The 22,385-nt window shown below is 28.2% G+C and carries 18 protein-coding genes and 1 tRNA gene; 13 read left to right on the forward strand and 6 right to left on the reverse strand.

From position 1 onward, the window contains the following. The first annotated feature begins 529 nt into the window (after positions 1-529). A complete protein-coding gene (ilvC, locus tag ABM4_RS00310; RefSeq protein ID WP_016357689.1) occupies positions 530-1,525 on the forward strand; it encodes a ketol-acid reductoisomerase in 996 nt (331 codons plus the stop codon). 527 nt (positions 1,526-2,052) lie between these two features. Here the strand turns inward: ilvC and ABM4_RS00315 are convergent. Next, the gene (locus ABM4_RS00315) at positions 2,053-2,436 is read right to left on the reverse strand and encodes a hypothetical protein (protein ID WP_016357690.1); all 384 of its coding nucleotides are present in this window, start codon (positions 2,434-2,436) and stop codon (positions 2,053-2,055) included. A gap of 216 nt (positions 2,437-2,652) precedes the next feature. Here ABM4_RS00315 and ABM4_RS00320 point away from each other — a divergent pair, with 216 nt between their 5' ends. After that, positions 2,653-3,657, forward strand: a complete 1,005-nt coding sequence (locus ABM4_RS00320; protein ID WP_016357691.1) for a methanogenesis marker 12 protein — start codon at positions 2,653-2,655, stop codon at positions 3,655-3,657. A gap of 381 nt (positions 3,658-4,038) precedes the next feature. Here the strand turns inward: ABM4_RS00320 and ABM4_RS00325 are convergent, their stop codons facing one another. Continuing rightward, positions 4,039-4,242: an LSM domain-containing protein gene (locus ABM4_RS00325; RefSeq protein ID WP_016357692.1), complete on the reverse strand. Its 204-nt coding sequence runs from the start codon at positions 4,240-4,242 to the stop codon at positions 4,039-4,041. Between the two features lie 252 nt (positions 4,243-4,494). Here ABM4_RS00325 and ABM4_RS09030 point away from each other — a divergent pair, with 252 nt between their 5' ends. Next, the gene (locus tag ABM4_RS09030) at positions 4,495-4,641 is read left to right on the forward strand and encodes a hypothetical protein (RefSeq protein ID WP_016357693.1); all 147 of its coding nucleotides are present in this window, start codon (positions 4,495-4,497) and stop codon (positions 4,639-4,641) included. 391 nt (positions 4,642-5,032) lie between these two features. Here ABM4_RS09030 and surE read toward each other — a convergent pair whose 3' ends face one another. Further along, positions 5,033-5,827, reverse strand: coding sequence for a 5'/3'-nucleotidase SurE (surE, locus tag ABM4_RS00330; RefSeq protein ID WP_016357694.1), 795 nt, complete (start codon positions 5,825-5,827; stop codon positions 5,033-5,035). 326 nt (positions 5,828-6,153) lie between these two features. Here surE and ABM4_RS00335 point away from each other — a divergent pair, with 326 nt between their 5' ends. Then, positions 6,154-7,218: a restriction endonuclease gene (locus tag ABM4_RS00335; RefSeq protein WP_048200947.1), complete on the forward strand. Its 1,065-nt coding sequence runs from the start codon at positions 6,154-6,156 to the stop codon at positions 7,216-7,218. 356 nt (positions 7,219-7,574) lie between these two features. Here ABM4_RS00335 and ABM4_RS00340 read toward each other — a convergent pair. After that, positions 7,575-7,646, reverse strand: a tRNA-Val gene (locus tag ABM4_RS00340). A gap of 306 nt (positions 7,647-7,952) precedes the next feature. Between ABM4_RS00340 and ABM4_RS00345 the strand changes: the two genes are divergently transcribed. The 8 genes from ABM4_RS00345 to ABM4_RS00380 all read left to right on the forward strand — a co-directional run bounded on the left by ABM4_RS00345 (position 7,953) and on the right by ABM4_RS00380 (position 18,709). Next, positions 7,953-8,876 carry a branched-chain amino acid transaminase gene (locus ABM4_RS00345; protein ID WP_016357696.1) on the forward strand — a complete coding sequence of 308 codons (924 nt, stop codon included), beginning with the start codon at positions 7,953-7,955 and terminating at the stop codon, positions 8,874-8,876. A 158-nt stretch (positions 8,877-9,034) separates the two neighbouring features. Continuing rightward, positions 9,035-9,865, forward strand: a complete 831-nt coding sequence (locus ABM4_RS00350; protein WP_016357697.1) for an undecaprenyl-diphosphate phosphatase — start codon at positions 9,035-9,037, stop codon at positions 9,863-9,865. 41 nt (positions 9,866-9,906) lie between these two features. After that, positions 9,907-10,104, forward strand: coding sequence for a helix-turn-helix transcriptional regulator (locus ABM4_RS00355; protein ID WP_016357698.1), 198 nt, complete (start codon positions 9,907-9,909; stop codon positions 10,102-10,104). Between the two features lie 26 nt (positions 10,105-10,130). Next, positions 10,131-10,853: a DUF4013 domain-containing protein gene (locus ABM4_RS00360; RefSeq protein ID WP_016357699.1), complete on the forward strand. Its 723-nt coding sequence runs from the start codon at positions 10,131-10,133 to the stop codon at positions 10,851-10,853. Between the two features lie 740 nt (positions 10,854-11,593). Continuing rightward, positions 11,594-11,932, forward strand: a complete 339-nt coding sequence (locus ABM4_RS00365; RefSeq protein WP_016357700.1) for a YnfA family protein — start codon at positions 11,594-11,596, stop codon at positions 11,930-11,932. Positions 11,933-12,555: 623 nt separating this feature from the next. Beyond that, positions 12,556-14,565: a class I SAM-dependent DNA methyltransferase gene (locus ABM4_RS00370; protein WP_016357701.1), complete on the forward strand. Its 2,010-nt coding sequence runs from the start codon at positions 12,556-12,558 to the stop codon at positions 14,563-14,565. A gap of 12 nt (positions 14,566-14,577) precedes the next feature. Continuing rightward, positions 14,578-15,813: a restriction endonuclease subunit S gene (locus ABM4_RS00375; protein ID WP_016357702.1), complete on the forward strand. Its 1,236-nt coding sequence runs from the start codon at positions 14,578-14,580 to the stop codon at positions 15,811-15,813. Between the two features lie 13 nt (positions 15,814-15,826). Next, positions 15,827-18,709 carry a type I restriction endonuclease subunit R gene (locus tag ABM4_RS00380; RefSeq protein WP_016357703.1) on the forward strand — a complete coding sequence of 961 codons (2,883 nt, stop codon included), beginning with the start codon at positions 15,827-15,829 and terminating at the stop codon, positions 18,707-18,709. A 3-nt stretch (positions 18,710-18,712) separates the two neighbouring features. Here the strand turns inward: ABM4_RS00380 and ABM4_RS00385 are convergent, their stop codons facing one another. Further along, positions 18,713-19,093 carry a hypothetical protein gene (locus ABM4_RS00385; RefSeq protein ID WP_016357704.1) on the reverse strand — a complete coding sequence of 127 codons (381 nt, stop codon included), beginning with the start codon at positions 19,091-19,093 and terminating at the stop codon, positions 18,713-18,715. Between the two features lie 76 nt (positions 19,094-19,169). Continuing rightward, the gene (gene cobT / locus ABM4_RS00390; RefSeq protein ID WP_016357705.1) at positions 19,170-20,231 is read right to left on the reverse strand and encodes a nicotinate mononucleotide-dependent phosphoribosyltransferase CobT; all 1,062 of its coding nucleotides are present in this window, start codon (positions 20,229-20,231) and stop codon (positions 19,170-19,172) included. A gap of 371 nt (positions 20,232-20,602) precedes the next feature. Here cobT and ABM4_RS00395 point away from each other — a divergent pair, with 371 nt between their 5' ends. Continuing rightward, complete coding sequence (locus tag ABM4_RS00395; protein ID WP_016357706.1) at positions 20,603-22,252, forward strand: bifunctional N(6)-L-threonylcarbamoyladenine synthase/serine/threonine protein kinase; 1,650 nt, start codon at positions 20,603-20,605, stop codon at positions 22,250-22,252. Positions 22,253-22,385: the final 133 nt, after the last annotated feature.

Consider the following 22,385-nt stretch of genomic DNA (forward strand, 5'->3'; position numbering starts at 1 on the left):
ATCGATTAAAATCATATTGTTAAGATAAGTATATTAGAAATAAAAAACATTACCTGAATGCCTTTCTATAAAACTTGATTGACTTAAAAATTCATATCCTCAGGATAGAAATTTTAAAAAAAAGTTAGATTAAATTCAATATTTTAAAAATCATTTCTGAAAAAAATATTCAATTTATAGTATTAGTATTGATTAGATATTATATATAATTTGTTTAACCGGTGGAAATGATTTTACCTTAATATTTAAAGTTTTTTATTTACATTAGTTTAATTAATATTAATTTTTATAAAATAACATTCATTTTAATAATGTTTATTTGAATAAACTTCCTGTTTTTATAGTTTTTTTTAAATATTTTAAAAATAGTTCATTTCATGAAATTTAAATAACTTTATAAGTAATGAAATAATATATTTAAATGTTAATATTATGTAACAAAAAGTTAGTTTATTTATTACTTAATATTATTAGATAAAAATTTTTTTTCTAGAAATTCTTTTTTAAAAAAATTAAAGGAGTTTTTAATATGCAAATGTATTATGATGATGACGTAGATACTAGCGTTATTGCAGATAAAACTATTGCTGTAATTGGTTACGGAAGCCAAGGTCATGCTCAATCTAGAAACATGGCAGACAGTGGATTAAATGTAATTGTAGGACTTAGAAAAGATGGTAAATCTTGGCAAAAAGCTAAAGATGACGGTATGAATGTAATGACCATTGAAGATGCTGCTAAAGAAGCAGATATTATCCACATCTTACTTCCTGATGAAATCCAAGCTACAGTTTACGAAAATCAAATTAAACCTTATGTAGAAAGTGGAAACACTATTTCATTCTCTCACGGATTCAATATTCATTTTGACTTAATTCAACCACCTGAAGATGTAAACATCGTCATGTTTGCACCTAAAGGACCTGGTTCCATGGTAAGACAAACTTACTTAGAAGGTTTCGGAATTCCTGGACTTGTTGCTGTTGAACAAGATCCTAGTGGAGACGCTTTACAATTAGCTTTAGGTATGGCAAAAGCTGCTGGATTCACTAAAGCTGGTGTAATTGAAACTACCTTCAAAGAAGAAACCGAAACTGATTTATTCGGTGAACAAGCTGTTTTATGTGGTGGACTTACTGAACTCATTAAAAACGGTTTCGATACCTTAGTAGAAGCTGGATACCAACCTGAAATTGCATACTTTGAAACTTGCCACGAAGTAAAACTTATTGTAGATATCATCTACAAGAAAGGTTTCGAAGGTATGTGGAAAGATGTAAGTAACACTGCTGAATATGGTGGATTAACCAGAAGAACTTCTGTTATTGGTGAAGACTCCAAGAAAGCTATGAAAGAAGTTTTAACTCAAATCCAAGATGGTACTTTCAAAAACGAATTTGCTGAAGAATATGCAAGCGGATTCTCTAACTTAAAAGAAATGAGAGAAGCTGAAAACAACGAACAAATCGAAGTTGTTGGTACCAGACTCAGAAAAGCTTGTGGATTACAAAAAGATGATGAATAGATTTTATTCATCATTTTAATCATTTTTTTATCTTATTTGATAATACTTTTTATCTATTTTTTATTAATTTATTATTGTTATTATTATTCTAATCCTTGATAAGATTCCAAGACTTCCAATATCTGTTTTTATTAAAGCAAGTCTATAATCGAATTATCTAACTTTTTTTCATCATAAAACAGTATTTAACTCGTTTTTCATAGTAAATTAATAGATTTTAAAATATTGAAATTTAATCTTAAAAGTTATAAAAACAGTGTTTTAGATTAGAATTTATAAAAGTGAGTAATATTTTAAATTAAACGTTATAAGAGTAGTAATTTAAAATTAAAGTTTATAAAATAGTATATTTTAAATTAAAAGCTATAATGGCAGTATTTAAATTTGAATGTTATAAAAATAGTATTCTAAATTTAGTTTAGTAGTATTTAAAGTTAAAAATTATAGATTAAAATCTAAAATCAAAGGTTGTAAAAATAGTATTAAAAATTTAGTTTAAAAATGATAAAAAAAGTTTTATTTAAGAATTAATTTTCTAACTCTTCCATTTCTCCTTTAACCCTGTATCCAGAGTATAGGTAGAACATACCAATAACTATTGCAACTGGTCCAAAGCTTATAATCGCTAATATACCTGCCATAATATATAAGCCCATTCTCTGTTTACTGACCGGTAACTGTGAACCTGTTAGTGCAACAATTAAAGATAAAACCATAGCAAGTATTCTCATAATATTCTGAACACCTATTGGCCCATTGGTTGCATATGTAGCAACAACCTCAGTTGCAATTACAATTATCATAATAATTGATGCATTTTTTACAATAGTCTTAGAGTCCATTGACTTCAGATTCTCTCTAAGACCTTTCTTCTCTTCATTATTTTTAATATTCGCACTTTTTTTTACCATTTTAAATCCCTTTAAAATTAACTAATTTAAGTTAACACATATTCTTTATCTTTAAATATTATTAAACTTTTAGTAATTTTCATTCAATACTTATATTTATTATAAAATTATATTTAATTATAATAGAATTTTTAAGTTTTTTTAAATATTTTTAAAAGGATTTATTTTTTATACAGCTTACTAAAATAAGTTTTATTATTTTTTTAGGATGAGATTATGGTATTTATAGGAATGGATCATGGAACAACAGGTATAACATTTGCCCTTCTAGACGATGATGGTAATGTTTTAGATGTCTTTGAATTGTCACGTGAGGATACTAAGGCAGGAAGGGTTAGTGCTATAGAGGAGATTTCAAAACGTTGTAGTTTGGACGATATTAAATTAATGATTGTCACATATTCAATGGGTGATGGAATAAATAAGATAACCCCTATGGACAAGGTTAAAAATAGGGGAATATTGTCTATGGAAGGTGCAGGTAAGGTTACAGGTGGAGGCACATCTGTATATTCCGAGATTGAAAAGTCAAATATTCCTGCATTACTTATTCCAGGTCTACACAAAAATTCCCCGTCCCTTGATAAACTGTTTAACGCGGCTTATTCCCACCAGGCAAGTCCTGAAAAGGTTTCAATCGTATACAATGCAGTTAAGGAAACAGGCTGGAAGAACATGATTGTCTGTGATTTAAGCTCTAACAGTGTCGATATCCTTGTGGAAGACGGTAAGATAAGGGGAGCTATTGACGCATGCTTAGGTGCCATGGGATTTGTTCACGGACCAATAGATCTTGAGATGATAAGGGATATCGATGAGGGAAAGAGAACTGCCAACGAATGCTTCTCACATGCAGGTGCGGTAAAGATTGCAGGAATCGATGACAAGGTCGCATATATGAAGAGAGATCTCTTGGAGCAATATGAGGAAGGTGAGGAGAAGGCAGTACTTGCAGTTGACTCAATGGTCATGACGATTGCAATGGAAATATTTGGTTTAATCGGTATTTCTAATAATGACATAGACGGAATTGTTCTAACAGGTTCCCTAGGTTCTATGAAGGAGCCTTTTGATTTTGAGGAGAAATTGAATAAATATCTAAAGAACAGGTATGATATTAAAATAATCTCCGTTGATTCCGGAGCCATTGGAGCAGCTCAGATAGCACGTGATATCTATAATGGTAAGAAAAACATCTTAGGTATTGATGTTGATTATTAAAATTATAAATCCTTTATGTTTTATTTTTAGATTAGATAGATAAATTCAATAAGCTAATGATTTATCTGTTTAAAAACTTTTAGAATTATTATTTTAATATTTTAGATTAAATTTTATCTTTTATAGATTCAATTAGTTTTAATCTTTAAAAATTAGTATTTTATTATTTAACTTATTTTAATTACTGATATAGTTTTTAGAAATAGTATCTTAATGTTTTGGATAATTTAAATCTTATAAAATCTTTAAAAAGTAGTATAATCAGTATTTTAAATCAGATTTTATTTCATTGAATTAATGTTGATTTTAAAAATAGTATTTGGTTAAGATTATAATAATTAACTAATTTTTTTATAAAATTAGTATATTATTATTGTAAATTTATTCTTTTATTGAGATGAAAACTATCTTTTCACCTTTAATAACTTTTAGGTTTCCATCTTCTAATTTTAAGACGGTATTTAAGAAGTTATCGATGGTTACTACATTACCTTCATATTCTTCATTGTTTTTAAGTTCTACAAGCACGTCTTTACCTTTAAATTGTAGAAATTCTTTGTTTACTTGAAATTCCTTATTGTTCATATATTATTCCTCTTGATTGAGTATTAATATATTTTTTGTTATTACTGTTATTTATAGATTTTTTTAAATTTTTATTAAAAAATCTTTTTAATAATTAATCTATATCAACTTTAAAATAGATTCTAAATTGATTATGGTATTATAAATAAGATTTAAATAGATTGATTATTAAACCTATTATTGTATTTTAGTAAAATTCTAGAATCTATCTATGTTTATTTATAATTTTAATAAAATGAGTGAGGGTTTAATATGGCTGTTAATTTAGCAGAAAGTAATTTACAAGCTATTTCAAATACAATAGCAATATTAGAAAAAGAAGAAAATCCTGATGAGAAAAAATTGAAAGAATTGAGAAAAGAAAGAGATATTATTTTAAGAGATCTTAATTTAAAATAAACCTATTTTATTTTTTAATTCTTTATTTGTGTATTTGGCTATCTTGTTTTATTAGTTATAGGCGGTATTTTTCTATTTTTTATTTGTGTATTTGGCTATCTTGTTTTATTAGTTATAGGCGGTATTTTTCTATTTTTTATTTGTGTATTTGGCTATCTTGTTTTATTGGCTATTTAGATGGTATTTTCCTATTTTTTGTTTTACTTGAATCAATTTTATTAAATTATTTTACCACTAGTTTATTTTCATGTCAAATTGTTATATTATCTACTTATTTTTGATTGTTTATTTAATATCGGATTCTTATGTTTTTTTATACTAAGTATCAAATAGGTATTAACCTTAACTACCATAACTAATTTAAAAATATTACTATGAGTCACAGTTTAAGTTAATCTTTGTTTATCTTATCTGCCCATTTTTTGGTTTCACTAACATCTGATGTTAAATCAAGGCTTAAAGGTGTAAGTGAAACCTTATGTTCTTTTTTAATGCAGTATCCATCGCTACCCTCTTTATCATTATCGGTTATTGTACTGTCAATCCAATAATAGGGCTTTCCACGTGGATCATATCTTGTCTCCACCTCAGGTATGAACATCCTATTGGTTAGCCTTGTAATATTGATTTCATCTGATACGGGATTTGTTGGTATGTTGAGGTTTAGAAGGTCAATGCCATCAGGCATACCATTTTCCATAACATATCCTGCAACTTTATTAAGTGTTTTAACTGCAAAATCAAAGTCAATGTTTATTCTTCCGTTTTCAAATTTTGCAGACTGGTCGTCCACTGTCTGGGATACGGCAATGGTTGGTATTCCATATGATGCCACTTCCATAGCGGCGCCCAGTGTTCCGGAGGTTGTAAGCTCTGACTTTCCCAGATTATATCCAATATTGATTCCGGAAATACATAGGTCCGGTTTCTCATCGCATAACTGAAATACACCCATAATTGCGGCATCTGTAGGTGTTCCTGATACTGCATATCCTATTTTTCCATTTCTAAGTGGCAGTTTTTTAATTCTAAGTGGTTCAAAAAGGGTTATTGCATGACCGATGCCGCTTTGCTGTGTTGAAGGCCCTACAATTATTGTTTCACCTAAGCTAGATACAGCCTTGTCTGCTGCTAATATTCCACTTGAACTTACTCCATCATCATTGCATAGTAATATTTTCTTCATATACTTAGATTGATAGAATCTTATAAAAATATTTTTTTATATTTGGCTAAATTTTATCTTTAAATTGGGATATCCACTTCAAATCTGAAACGGGGCTTATTTGCAATATCTTTTATATTTTCATTAAAATCTCACTTGGCTATTTGTTTTTTTTTACATATCCCATAAAAAAATTGTTTTATATATAGTGAATTTTTTTAAAATCAAAAGATATATAAAAAGATATAAACATATTTTTATTAGGATTTAGTTTTTTAATAATTACCATAAAGGGTTTAGAAACTATGGTAGTTTAAGCTTTATTTAAAATGGTATTAGGTGAAATTGTGGAAAAGCCTCAATTAGTCAATTTTGTTGCTAAAGTCATGGAAGAATCAGGTTTTAAAGTTTATAAGAATTTTAAAACTTCTCAAAAGGTAGTGGATATATATGCTGTTCTTCCAACCCAGATGGGTGATTTTGGAGTAGTTGTTGCTTGTAAAAATTATGACAAAGAATGGGAAGTAGGAATTGACATTCTTAAAGAAATGGAAATGGTAGGTAGAAGTCTTAAAGCTTCCAAGGTAGCTGTTGTTACAAGTTCTACTTTTTCTCCCCAGGCTAGAAATTATGCCTCACGTAAAAACATTAAGCTTGTTGATAGGGATAATCTAATTAGTCTTGCTAAGAAATATTCCAAGAAGAATAAAGAGCCTGATACTACTGATGATGGAACCCAGGTTGTTGATGACACCTCTGACCAATATTATGAGGATCAATACTACAATGGATATGTGGATGATTATGATGCAAATCCAAGCATCGCCTATTCCGACTATAATGGTGGTGATGTCTATGATGATGCATATTATGAGGAGGTTGCCTTAGCCAACTATCAACCGGATATGTATTCAAGTTCTTATGCAAATTCCACCAAGGGAAATCTACATAAAACAGAGGAAAAAAAGAGAAATGAACCTAAAAAATCCAGATTATCATTTTTAAAACGTTCCCCTAGAAATAACAATAACAATGCAAGATCTTCCAGGGCTCCTAGTACAAGACCAAACAGGAATGTTGAAAGAAGGCAATCAAGGTCTCTTAACTTGTCATCTAAACTTAATCAGGTTGAAAGCAAGAAGGAAAGTACAGATTTGGCACCTATTTTAGGTAATCCAATTGTCTTAATTCTATTGGTTGTAATTGTATCATATCTCTTAACCTATATTCTAGCTATTCTAGGCGGAATGAGTAGTGGTATTATCGGTCTAATCGAGATGGCCGCTTCTTTAATCTTATCCTATGGATTGGTGTTCTTGGTTGATAGGGATGGGGCATCTGTTCTAATAAAGGGAAGTATTGTCTTCTTCGTCTCATTGATAATACTGATTATATTGATTATATTCATTTAGATTTCATAATCTAATCATTTTTATTAAAAAACATTTCAATGTTTTTTTATTTGGCTATTTTTAATCATTTTACTATTTTTAGACTATTTATTTATTTTCACTATTTTTAATTTATTTCAAGATTTAAATTTATTTTTTCACTATTTTAATCTAATTTAGCATTTTCACTATTTTTAACTTATTTAATCATTTTATTAATTTATTTATAATATTAAAAAGTAGCTCAAATGGAATAACTCTAAAAGTAGACAATAACCCTTAAAAAAAGCTTATAATCAATTAAAATTTAAAAAACAGACCTAAAATCAGTATGTAAAATATAGAAATCATAAAAAAAAATTTAAAATAAAAAGTAGTGGTTCCGACGAGATTCGAACTCGTGATCCTCTCGTTGTAAGCGAGATATCATACCTCTAGACCACGGAACCATAAAAGTATAATACAACATACAATAGTTTGCACTTACTAGTATATAAATGTTTCGTTTTCATTATATATTCTAATTATAATATTATAAATATAATGATTATTAAATTATATAAATGTAATAATATACCAATTTAAATTATTCAATTTATAAGAAAATCCTTATATTTTAATAATTTTCAGAATATCTTCTGGCTTAAAAATGTGTTTTACATAAATGTATTTTTATTAATAATTTTAAGACTTAGAGTTAGATCTGGAAGATATCTAAGTATTTATCAATTTTTAAGAAAACAAGGAAGGATAAAATGGCATTTGATGAATCTGGAAAAATTTGGATGGATGGAGAATTAGTTGACTGGAAAGATGCTAAAATCCATGTATTATCTCATGTTGTAAATTATGGAACAGATGTATTTGAAGGAATAAGGGCATATGAAATTGACGGTAAAGCTCAAATCTTTAGATTGGAGGATCACGTAAAAAGATTGTTTGATTCTGCAAAAATCTATAAGATGGATATTCCATTTACCCAAGAGGAAATCTGTGAGGCTATTAAGGAAACAATTAAAGCCAATAATTTAACTGCATGTTATATTCGTCCTATCGTATATAGGGGATATAAAGAGTTAGGTGTCTCACCAGTAAATTGTCCTGTAAATGTAGCTATTGCAGTATGGGAATGGGGAGCATATTTAGGTGAAGAAGGTATGGCTAATGGTGTAAACATTGGTGTCTCTTCCTGGAGAAAACCTGCTGTAAGTACTTTCCCAAATATTGCTAAAGCTGGAGCTAACTATATGTTATCCCAACTTGCAAACATGGAAGCTAAAGATAACGGATTCGATGAAGGATTACTTTTAGACGTAAATGGTAACATTGCTGAAGGTCCTGGTGAAAATGTATTCTTAGTTTTAGACGGTAAGATTTACACCCCAACATTATCAAGCTCATTACTTAAAGGTATTACAAGGGACTCTGTAATTAAACTTGCAGGAGATTTAGGTTATGAGGTAAATGTCCTACCTTTACCAAGGGATTTATTATATATTGCAGATGAAATGTTCTTTGCAGGAACTGCTGCAGAGGTTACTCCAATCCGTTCAATGGATCATCGTATTGTAGGTGAGGGTAAACGTGGACCTGTCACTGAAAAGATTCAAAGGGAATTCTTTAAAATAGTAAATGGTGAAGTTGAAGATAGATATGGATGGTTTTCACCTGTAGATTAAATTTATCAATAATTTAATCCAATCTTTTTCTTTTTTTTATTTAAATTCTAATATTCAAAAAGTATAAATAGTATAAATATATACTATAGAATGTAAAATATTTTTTACATTTTTAATTTTATTTTATTTATCGAAATTTCTAGGAGGATTTTTAATCTATGGATATTATAGTTGCAATTATTATTGGAATCGTTCAGGGATTAACAGAGTTTTTACCGGTCAGTAGTTCTGCACACCTTGTATTTGCACAGACATTCTTTGGTTTAAATTCCAATAATATATCTTTTGATGTTCTTTTACATTTAGGAACATTGGTCGCTGTTGTCGGATTCTTTTTACCTGATATAATCAACATGATTATTGCATTCTTTAAAAGTATTGCTGATTTATTTAGGGGTCAATTCAGAGAGGGTATTCAGGAAGACCCATATAAAAAATTAGCATGGTATACAATTGCAGCAAGTGTTCCTGTCGGTATTGTAGGAATATTATTTAACGATTTAGTAAGTTCATTATTCAGTGGTGTAACATTTCCAGCATTCTTCTTATTAATCACTGGTTGCCTATTATACTACTCAGAAAGACATACTAACGGTGATGTAAATCTTAAAAACTTAAGTTTGAAAGATTCCGTATTTATGGGAATAGGTCAGGCATGTGCTATCCTACCAGGTCTTTCAAGATCAGGTACAACAATTGCATTCGGTTATCTTGCAGGATTAAACAAAGAATTTGCAGCTAAATTCAGTTTTATTTTATCAATTCCAGCAATCTTAGGAGCAGCACTTGTTGAAATGAACGGTATTAGTGCAGGATTTGCAGCTAATGCAATACCTTATACATTAGGATTTTTAGCAGCTGTTATCTCAGGTTTATTTGCTATAAAAGTATTACTTAAGTTGATACAAGAGAAGAGCTTAGACATATTCGCATACTACTGTTGGATTGTAGGTGCAATAATTTTAGTTGGAAGTTTATTCTTCTTCTAAATTTTTAATTTTAAAAAACTAGATTTTTGTTGGTTTTTATCATGAAGACAGAAATTAAGGTTTTAAGAAAGGAATTAAATTTAAGTCAACAGGATTTAGCGGATCAGGTTGGTGTTTCACGTCAGACAATTAATGCGTTAGAAAACAATAGGTATAACCCCTCTCTTCTAGTTGCTTATAAGATTTCTAAGGTATTGGGATGTGAACATATTGAGGATGTTTTTAAGATAGACGAATAGTTTTTTCCATTTTTAAGGGGATAAAAATGATTTTAGATATTTATAAGGATTCTTTGGAATATGCCTCTAAGGATTTTGATTCCATATTGAAGTTAGGAATATTTACCCTATTCAGTTTTATATTTATTCCGATCTTCTTTATAGAGGGATATTCCTATAGGGTTATCAAGGTTGCTACCAATGGTATGATTAATGGTGATGAGCCTTTACCTAAGTTTGGTAACTGGAAGGATATGTTTATAGATGGGTTAAAGGTTATTGTCGTTAAGTTAATCTACCTTGTTGTTCCTGTTGTCATATTCTATCTGGCTTCAGAATTTACCAACAATATAGGTGTGAAGATTCTTGCCGTCATTATCTCAGTCATATTGTTTATTGTGTTGGACATGTTTTCAATGGTGGCAATTCCTAATATGGCACAGAATGATTCTTTTAAATCTGCATTTGATTTTGAGGGTATCTTTAATACCTTGTCTTCAATAGGCTGGTTAAGATACTTCGGATTCTATATAGGTTTAAGAATCATTGAGGGAGTAATAGAGCTTATTGTATTTGCGGTGCTCTTATTGATCTTTCTAATATTTTTAGGAGTAGGTTCAATATCAGGAATATTTGCAAGTATTGATACTGTATCAGTTATTGGTTTGGTTATTATAGCTCTATTTGTTTTATTCAATAGTTTAGTTGTACAGCCTTTCTTAACCATATTTGATAGCAGGTCAATTGGTTTAGTATATAACATTAGATAGTTTTGTCTAATGTAACCATAATATAGGGTTTAACTCTATATTAACTATTTTTTAATTTTTAATCCTATTTCATGCTTTAGGACTTTTTTTTATTATAAAAGCTATTTTTAGTGTTTTAATCGATTAATATAGTATTTTTTAGGATAATTGGTTTATTTTTGATGTTTTTTGATATTTCATAGTAATTATTATTCTAAATTTTAAGAAATCTGGTTATCTTATTTTCATATGATCTATTTTTAGATAGAATTCTCATAATTATGTATCTACATATACAATTGTTAATTCAAAACACTATTATTTATAAATCAATATCATTACTTTAAAACTAGCTATTTCTAAAATTAGTCTAATATAAAATACATTAAAATATTTGATTGTAGTTTTGATCTAATGGATTTTTTTATAGTATATGTTTCTTATAATTCTATTTTTTAGGTATTCTTACTAAATCCTATTTTATGGATTTTTTATCAATTCCATTATCTGGATATCTAAATGCTTTATTCTACTTATCGATTTGATTATTATGTGTGAAAAATTATTGTCATGTAAACTTTTTTACTATCCTATTATTTTTAGGTAAAACAAAATTATATATTGTCATGTTATAGATAAATTATAGTATTCATTTAAAATCTAGGTATATCCTTGGATTGTTAAAGTATATCTGATTTGGTTAAATGATCTGGTTTATTTAAATGGAATTTAATGGATTAAAAAAATAAGTTTGGTGAAACATGTTAATAGATACTGTAAAATCATTGATTTTTTTCATTGTAGCAGGATTGTTCGAGATTGGAGGAGGATATCTTATATGGTCCTGGCTTAGGGAAGGCAGACCATTTACCTTTGCGGTTTTAGGTGCTATCCTGCTTGTGTTATATGGAATTGTTCCGACATTTCAACCTGCAAACTTTGGAAGGGTTTATGCGGCATATGGTGGAATATTCATTGCACTTTCAGTACTTTGGGGCTGGAAGATAGACCATGTAAAACCTGATGAGTTCGATATAATCGGTATGTGTATTGCACTTGTCGGTGTATTTGTTATTATGTACTGGCCAAGGGCAGCATAAAATTTAGTTTATTAAGAATATAACAAAATATTAATTTAAGTAAATAATTTTATATGGTCAAATTTTGATAAATATTTAATATATGAACAACAATAAAATATTATTAATAACTTAAGGAATAACCAACAAGAAAGTTGATTTTTTGAATAGATATGTTGACTATACATTCATAATTTTTATTATTATTCAATAAATGTTTATTTTATTAAAATATTTTTTTTTAAACTAAAAAATTAACAAATTACAATGGAAATTTTTCTAATGCATCTCTATATAATATGTAATTGCATAAAAGATTTTTTTTATTTTTTGGAAAATATTTTGATATATATTTATGTTATTGAAAGTTTCATCAAACATGTTAATTCATTAAATTTTTTAATTTTCACAACTAACTTTCATATATCTTTTTTGTGGGTCGACATGTGTTTATAAATCAATGTTAAATTATTTATTTCTACATAAAATAATGCTGTAATTTTTATAAAATATAATAAATTAAATTTAAATTTTAAAGGAAATTTTTTTCTGAAGATTATTTAGAAATTAAAATTTATTTTAAATCATTATTTAAATCCATATGTAGAAGTTTGATTAATTTATTGAAGAAATTTGGTGTGTTTATGAGTACTTTTCAAGAAAAATCCAGTTTTATTTGGAATTTAGCTGATTTATTAAGGGGGTCTTATAAAAGAAATGAGTATCAAAGAGTAATTTTACCTTTCACTGTGTTAAAACGTTTTGATTCTGTATTAGAATATTCAAAAAAAGATGTTGTTGATATGTATGAAAAATATAAAAATATAACATCTAATATTGATCCAATTCTTAAAAATGTAGCTGTTGATGAAGAAGACAATAAATTAGGTTTTTATAATTTTTCTATTTATAATTTTGATTCTTTACTAAAAGATCCAGATAACATAGAAGATAACATTATTTTTTATTTGGATTGTTTTAGTGATAATGTTAAGGATATCTTCGAAAATTTTGATATTAAAACAGAAATTAATAACTTATCTAAAGCTAATTTATTGTATTTGATTGTTAAAAAATTTAGCGAAACAAACATTGATTTAAGTCCAAAAACAGTATCAAATCATGAAATGGGTACTATTTTTGAAGAATTAATTAGAAAATTTTCAGAACAATCTAACGAAGAAGCAGGTGAGCATTTTACTCCGAGAGATGTGGTTAAATTAATGACAGAATTAATGTTTATTGAAGATGATATTAATGAAAAAGAATCAATTAAATTAATTTATGACCCTGCATGCGGTACTGGTGGGATGCTTACTAGCTGTAAAGAATTTATTAATAATTTAAATGAAGATGTTGATGTAGTACTTTACGGACAAGAGATTAATCCCGAAATATATGCTATTTGTAAAGCGGATATGCTTATGAAAGGTGAAAATGCTAACAACATAAAAGGTCCATCAAGTACACTTTCAGATGATCAGTTATCTTCAATGAAATTTGATTATATGATATCTAATCCACCTTATGGTAGAAATTGGGAATTAGATGAAGATGTTGTTAAAAAAGAATCAAAATGTGGTTTTGAAGGAAGATTTGGTGCAGGAATCCCTCGTAAAAGTGATGGACAATTACTTTTTATTGAACACATGATTTCAAAGATGAAAGATAATGAAAAATCAAGAATTGCCGTGATTACAAATAGTTCACCATTATTCATTGGAGATGCGGGTTCTGGAGAAAGTGAAATAAGGAAATGGATAATAGAAAATGATTATTTAGAAGCAATCATAGGATTACCTAATCAATTGTTCTTTAATACTGGAATTAAAACATATATTTGGATATTAACCAACCAAAAGGAAAGTAAAAGAAAAAGAAAAATACAATTAATTGATGCAACAGAAGAATATGAACCAATGAAAAAGAATTTAGGTAATAAAAGACACCAAATATCTGAAAATAACATACATAATATACTTAAATATTATAAATTATATGAAGAAGGAGATAAAGTTAAAATATTGGATAATAATGATTTTGGGTACACAAAAGTAACAATAGAAAGGCCAAAACAACTTAATTATTGTGTAAACAAGAGAAGAATAAATAATCTTTATTCATATTCTCAATTTAAAAAATTATCTGAAAGTAATTCAAAAGATATTAAAATTAAACAAAAGGAAGAACAAAAAGGTAAAGAAAAACAAGAAAAAGTAAAACAAGCATTATTTAAAATTCCAAGTAAACTATATAAAAATTGGGATGAATTTGAAATAGAAGTTAAAAAAGTACTTGAGCCATTTAATTTTAAGCCCTCTTTTATAAAAAATGTGATTGAAAAATTATCAGAACATGATGATACTGCAGATTATGTAATAGATAAAAAAGGCAATAAAAAAGCTGATTCAAATTTAAGGGATTATGAAAAAATACCTTTAAAAGAGGATGTTGATGAATATCTTAAAGAAGAGGTTTTTAATTATTATCCGGATGCTTGGATTGATAATAAAAAAAATAAAATAGGTTATGAAATTAATTTTACAAAATATTTCTATGTTTATGAAAAACCTAGATCTCTTGATGAAATAAATAAGGATATAAAAGATGTAACTAGTGAAATTAGTAGGTTATTGGATTTAAACCATTTATAAGCTGTTGATATTATGGGTAAAAATAAAATTAAAGAATATGTTTATTTTGTCAAATCAGGTGTCAATGAATTTGAAGGCCTTAAAAAATACATTGCAACAGGTTCTTTAGAAACTCAGGAGATTATAAATTTTGAAATGGTTGATTATTATTCTCGCCCAAAAAGAGCTAATATGGAATTCAAAGAAAATGATTTGATATTTGCAAAAATGAAAAATACTGAAAAAATTTTTTTAATTGACGAAGAATCCTCTAAAAATATTTATTCAACAGGATTTTTAGGATTAAGAATAATAGATATTAATAGAGTTATTCCAAAATTTCTTTTTTACTGGTTGAAAAGCCCTCAATTTCAAAATGAAAAGAATAAATATTGTAAAGGGACTACTCAAGAAGCTATAAATGTTGATGATGTAAAAAATTTTAAATTTTTACCTCCATCTATTGATGAACAAAAAGAGATAATAACATATTTAGATAATAAAATTTCAAAGATAAATGAAATTATTAAAAAAAATAAAGAACTTATTGATTTGATTGAAGAAAAAAAGAAATCATTAATTAATTATGTAATTACTAATGGATTAAACTACGATGTAGAAATGAAATGTAATGATTTTCCATGGTTAAAGAAAACTCCTGAACATTGGAATATAAATAAAATAAAACATACTTCTTATGTTAAAGGCAGAATAGGTTGGCAGGGGTTAACTTCTGATGAATATTCTAATAAGGGAGCATATTTAATTACTGGTACTGATTTTTACAATGGTAAAATATTATGGGACTCTTGTTACCATGTTGATTATGAGAGATATGAACAAGATCCTAATATTAAAATAAAAAAAGATGATTTATTAATTACTAAAGATGGTACTATTGGTAAAGTAGCATATATTGACAATATTCCTGATAAATCAACTTTAAACAGCGGTATATTCCTAATAAGACCAATAACAGGTGAGTATTTAAATAAATTCTTATATTGGGTTTTAATATCTGACGTTTTTAAATCTTTCTTTGATTATATGAAAACAGGTTCAACTATTGCACATTTATATCAAGAAACTTTTGAAAACTTTTATTTTCCTATACCTCCATTAAAAGAGCAAGAAGAAATTGTTATATATTTAAATAAACACATATCTAATTTAAATGATATAATAAAAAGTATTAATAAAGAAATAAAATTGTTAGAGGAATATACGGAATCTTTGATTTATAATAGGGTTACCGGAAAATTGATGTAAATGGTGAAAATTCATGAATGCTGATATAAGTGAAAAATCATTCCAAAAGGATATAATTAACTATTTAACAAGTACAGGTTATATTAAAAGAGTTACTAAAGATTATCATACTTATACTTGCTTGGATATTGAATTAGTTCTTAATTTTATAAAAACTACACAAAAAAAAGCGTGGGATAAATTTTATAGAATTCATAAAGATAAATCTGATTTAAAATTTATTGAGTCATTAGTTAATTATATTCAAAAAAAAGGAACTATTCATGTTCTTAGAAATGGTTTTAAAGACATTTCACAATTCAAATTATTTTATCCTATGCCAAATAGCAATTTAAACCCTGAACTAGAAGAAAATTACAAAAAAAATATATTTTCTATTATAGATGAGCTGCAATATGAAGATAGAAACAACGGAAATCGTCTTGATTTAGTGATTTTTATTAATGGAATTCCTGTGAGTACCATAGAATTAAAAAATACTTTTTCACAGGGTGTTGAAAATGCTATAAAACAATATAAAGAAGATAGAGATCCAAATGAATCTATCTTTAAGAGATGTCTTGTTCATTTTGCAATGAGTGATGAGAAGATATATATGACCACGAAATTACAAGGTGCAAAAACAAAATTTTTGCCTTTTAATAAAGGAATCAATAATCCTGATGTTGAAGGTAATTATAAAACTTCTTATTTATATACTGAAATACTTCAACCTAACCAACTTTCTAGATTAATTAATAATTTTATATTTAATGAGGATGGAAATATTATTTTTCCTAGATTTCATCAGTTAGATTGTGTAAATCTTTTATTAAAAAAACCAGAGCCCGGTTACAATTATCTTATTCAACACAGTGCTGGTAGTGGAAAAACTAAAACTATTGCATGGTTGGCTCATGGTCTTTTAAATAAATTTGACTTTAATAATAACCGTGTTTATGATATGGTTATTGTTGTTTCAGATAGAAAAGTAATAGATGGTCAATTACAAAAACAAATAAAATCTATTGAAAAAAAGCGTGGAATAGTTGATAAAATTGATAAAAACTCAAAACAATTAGCCGAAGCTATTAAATCAGGATCTAATATTGTGGTTACTACTCTTCATAAATTTTCATATATTTTAGATGAAATTAAAGATGTTGAAAATAGAAAATATGCAGTAATTATAGACGAGGCTCATTCTTCCCAGACAGGTTCATATGCAAGAAATTTAAGAAAGGGCTTATCCAATAAGGAAGTTGATGAATTCGCCCTTGATGAAGCTGAAGATGATATAGATGAGATGATTATAACGGAACTTGAAAGAGCTAGAGATACTAGTAATATTTCTTTCTTTGCTTTTACTGCTACCCCTAAAAGTAAGACCCTTGAAATGTTTGGTTATAAAAATGAGTTAGGTGAATATAGGCCACATCATTTATACACCATGAAACAAGCTATTGAAGAGGGATTCATTCTTGATGTTTTAAAAAATTATTTAACTTACAATACTTATTTTAAATTAGTTAAAACTGTTGAGGATGACCCTGACTTTAATGAAGAAAAGACTAAAAAAGTTTTACGTAAATTTGTTGAAGAGCATCCACATACTATTAAAACTAAATCTGAAATAATTTTAGATCATTTCATGAATTCAACTTATTATAAAATTAAAGGTCAAGCTAGGGCGATGATAGTCACTAGTTCTAGAAAAGAAGCTGTTTTATACAAATTAGAAATAGATAGGCAAATTAAAAATAGAAAATTACCTATTAAAACTTTAGCTGCTTTTACAGGTAGTATTGAACATGACACTGTTGAGTATACTGAAAATAATATTAATGATATTGGTAATACCTCTATTGAAAAAGCATTTAAAAAAGATCCTTATAGGATTTTAATTGTAGCTAATAAATTTCAAACCGGATTTGATGAACCATTATTGCACACTATGTATGTAGATAAAATGCTAAACGGTGTTGCTGCAGTACAAACATTAAGTAGGGTTAATAGGATTTACCCAAATAAAACAGATACTCTAATATTAGATTTTGTCAATGACACAGACACCATTAAAAAAGCATTTGAACCATATTATGGTGAAACTTATTTAAAAGAAGCTACAAACTATCATAAATTATATGAATTAATGGATAATATTTACGAATTTGATTTATTTTATGAAGAGGACGTAAACACATTTGTAAAAAAATATAAATCTAATACTAATCAACAAGTATTACATGTTTTAATTAATAAAACAGTTGATAACTTTAAAAAATTAAATGAAGAAGAAAAAGTAAATTTTAAAAAGACTGTTAAAAGATATCAAAGTATTTATTCATTTTTATCTCAGTTATTACCATTTAGTGATTTGGAAATGGAAAAACTTTATATTTATAATAAATTTTTAACTAAAAAACTTCCTACTGTTAATAAACCTCTTCCTTATATCGTTTTAGAAGATGTTGATATGGATTCTTATAAAATTGATACAGATAGTGAAATTAAATCTATTAGTTTAGGCGATAGTGAGAGTGGTTTATCCTCAATTTCACCTAATGGTAGTAAATATAGGCCTGAAGAATTTAATAAATTATCTCAGATTATTGAAACTCTTAATGAAACTTTTAAAACAGATTTCACTGAAAACGATAAAGTATTTCTCAACACAGTAAAAGAGAATATGTTGCAAAATGAGGATCTAACTAACAAGGTTTTACATAACTCTAAAGAAAATGTTGAAGCTGTATTTGATAATTATTTTGATGATGAAATCAACTCTTTAATTAACAGTAACTTAGATTTATTTAACAAAATAAATGGAAATGAAAGAATTAGAAATGAACTTAAATCAATTTTATTAGATGAGGTTTATAAACAGAATAGAATATCAAATAATATTATCAACTAATTATTATTTATTATTCTCAAAATTAAATATTAAATTTATTGGAGATTTAAAATACTTATAATCGGAATCGTTAAATTCAAATTTAAACGTAAAATTTTCGTTCCATTTAATTTTGTTTAAATAATCTTTGTAATTATAATTATTATAAAAGTTTATAATAATTTTATTAACTTCTTTAATTTCTTTGTTGTAATTTTCATTATTTGTAATAAAATCTTCTTTATTATTTATAATTAAGTTAAATGTTTCATTAAATAGTTCCGGTATATTTAAATCATATTTTTTATTTTTAATTATATCAAAATCAATTTCTTCTTTTTTAAAATTTAATAATAAATGACTTATATTTTTATTATTTAAATTAAAATGATATCCTTTAAACATTGCCAAAAACTCCTATTAAGTTAATGTTTTAAAAAATTATATATATTATTTTTTGTATAAAATTTAAAATAATAATTTATTTGCTGCAGGTTTTAACAATACTGTCAAGTACCTCATCAATTGTTTTACCTTCCATAAGGGCCATAAACATTGCTCCACCTGCACCTGCACCTTCCTTTACAAATCCCTCAAGGTAATTATTCAAACCACCATGATTTGCAGTTTCGAATTTAGGGTCTACTGCATTTATAGTAATGTCCTCACTAATCTGTTTTGTGATGTCAAAGATATCTGCTGTCTCGTCCCTTGCAACAAATTTGGTTGTTGCAATACAGACATTTGTAAAGTCAAAATCAGGTTTGATGGCTTTTATAACGGCACAGACTCCGGACATCTGGGTACCACTTGCAAGTACAACAGGTTTGCTGCTTCCAATTGTCATACCTGCAACTGCAGGCATCATAGGATCTCCTACTGCAGCTATTGCATCAAACACATCTACATCACCAGGTCTGATTCCTGCCTTTTCAAGACCCTCATTTACGGTTTTAAGTTTTAGCTCATGTGGATTGTAAGGCATACTTCCACTTACCTTATATTCTGCATCATAGCCTAATGCTTTTAGGATTCCGAGGGCTGTAGTTGTTCCTGCCGCAATACTTTCACCAATTACAAGATAATCGTATCTTTCACTTAGTTTTTTACCAATCTCTAAGGCTTTTTCATATATTTCCTTAGGATTCTCAACAGCCTTTCCAGTACTTATGTCCCCTCCATGGGAATTGCTTAAGGTATAACAATCTAGGTCTGGTCTTATTTCACAGCCTGCATCCACTACCTCAAGGTCACATCCGGTTAAATCAAGACATGCCTTTGTAAGCATTGATGGTGTAGGTGCTGCCTCTCCCTCAGACACTGTTTCCGGAATCTCTTCCATACAGTGAGGTGCCCCATATTTCATTATCTCAACATCTGCTGCAGGAGTATACATGTTAAGTTCCTCACTAGCTCCAGCACCACTGATTCCATGTATCTTTGATGTGTCGGTTGTAGCTATTGTGCATATAAAAACGGGTGTTTTTCCTTCAAATTTCTTGTTTATTTCTTCATTTCCATAGGTTTTAAGACCATCTACCATTATATCACTTATCTATATCTTTTTTTTAAAAATTTCTTATACTATGAAAATTATATATAAGTATAATAATCAATATTATAAAGCAAATAATACTTTTATAGATTAATATTTCAAAAGTAATTTGACTTTTAGCTGGTTAAACAATACTTTTATAAATTAGTATTCTAAATCTAATTAAATTTTCATTGTTTAGATAACAATTTTATAAATTAGTATTCTAAAAGTAATTTGAATTTTATTTGGTTAGATAATACTTTTATAAATTAACCTTTAATTAAGTTTTTATTAAGTTTATTTGATTTAATTTAAGTATTTTTTAATTTACAGTCATTTTTATTTTATAATCATTATCTTTATAAGGAGACTCTTAGTTGATATCTTTAGGAATTGAAGGAACCGCAGAGAAAACAGGTGTAGGAATAGTCAACAGTGATGGGGAAATATTGGCTATTTGTGGCAATCAGTTATATCCAGAGGAAGGAGGAATCCATCCACGTGAGGCAGCAGATCATCATGCATACTGGATTCCAAAATTGATTCCCCAGGCTTTAGATGAGGCAGGTTTGGGCTTTGATGATATAGATCTTGTGTCATTTTCCAGAGGTCCTGGTCTTGGACCTGCACTTAGGATAGTTGCAACCTCTGCAAGAACATTGGCACTGTCAATCAACAAACCGATCATTGGAGTTAACCATTGTATAGGACATATTGAAATTGGAAAACTTACAACGGATGCGACAAACCCTGTAACCTTGTATGTCAGTGGTGGTAACAGCCAGGTGATTGCATATGAGTCAGGACGATACAGGATATTTGGAGAGACATTGGATATTGCAGTCGGGAATTGTCTCGATCATTTCGGACGTGAGACGGGATTGGGACATCCTGGGGGACCTGTAATTGAGAAACTTGCAAAGAAAGGCTCATATATTCCACTTCCATATACGGTTAAAGGAATGGACTTCTCATTTTCAGGTCTTTTAAGCGCATCACTTCGGGCATATAAAAACGGTGCAGCCATTGAGGATGTATGTTACTCCCTGCAGGAGACTGCCTTTTCAATGCTTGTTGAGGTTACAGAACGGGCACTATCACATACAGAAAGGGACGAGGTGTTGTTGTGTGGAGGTGTGGCTGCAAATTCACACTTACGCGAGATGTTGGATACAATGGCAAAACAGCACTATGCACAGTTCTATATGCCTGACATGAAATACTGTGGTGATAATGGTGCGATGATTGCATGGCTCGGACTTCTGACAAGCAAATACTATGGAACCATGAGAATGGAGGATACCAATGTCATCCAAAGGTACAGGACCGATGAAGTGGATGTTCCATGGGTAAAGGACATTAACAATAGAATCAGCTTACCTGATAACTTACTTGCAAAGGGTGCAGAGTCTGACATTGTAAAGTCACAGTGGTTCGACGGTTTTGAGGGATTTGATCCTATAGATGTGGTGGTTAAGAAAAGACTTCCGAAAGCATATAGGATTCCCGAGATTGACAATAAAATCAGAAAACTCAGAACAAAGTCAGAGGCAAAGATATTGTCACATGCGAAAGCCTCAGGTATTATAACCCCTGTTCTATATGACATAGACCTTGAGGACAAATCCATTACAATGTCAAAGGTTGAAGGCAGGATTGTTAAGGACATAATCGATGATGTTACAGATGGGAAAAGGAAGGAACTGTCATATAAGATAGGTGAATATATTGCAGATATCCATGAGTTTGATATTATCCATGGGGATTTAACAACCTCTAACATGTTGATTGACAATAACAATCAATTGGTTTTCATTGACTTCGGATTGTCATACTATTCAAACCTTATAGAGGATAAAGCCGATGATTTACTTGTACTTAAAAAGTCAATAAAAAGTGTTGACTATGATGTGGCGCTTGAAACCTTTAACTGGATTCTAGAGTCATACCTTGAATACTCAGATAACTCAGACGATATTAGGGACAAAATCGAGGAAATCGAACATAGAGGTCGTTATACACATTAACATTTTATCTAGGTATTGATTTCTTTAATTTTTTAAATCAATGTCCAACTATTAAGTTTTAGCTATTATTATTTAAAAATTCAATTTTTTATTTTTTTCAATTTCAGAATTTATATGAAAACGAAGTGGTTTT

The sequence above is a fragment of the Methanobrevibacter sp. AbM4 genome, assembly GCF_000404165.1.
Lineage (GTDB): Archaea > Methanobacteriota > Methanobacteria > Methanobacteriales > Methanobacteriaceae > Methanarmilla > Methanarmilla boviskoreani.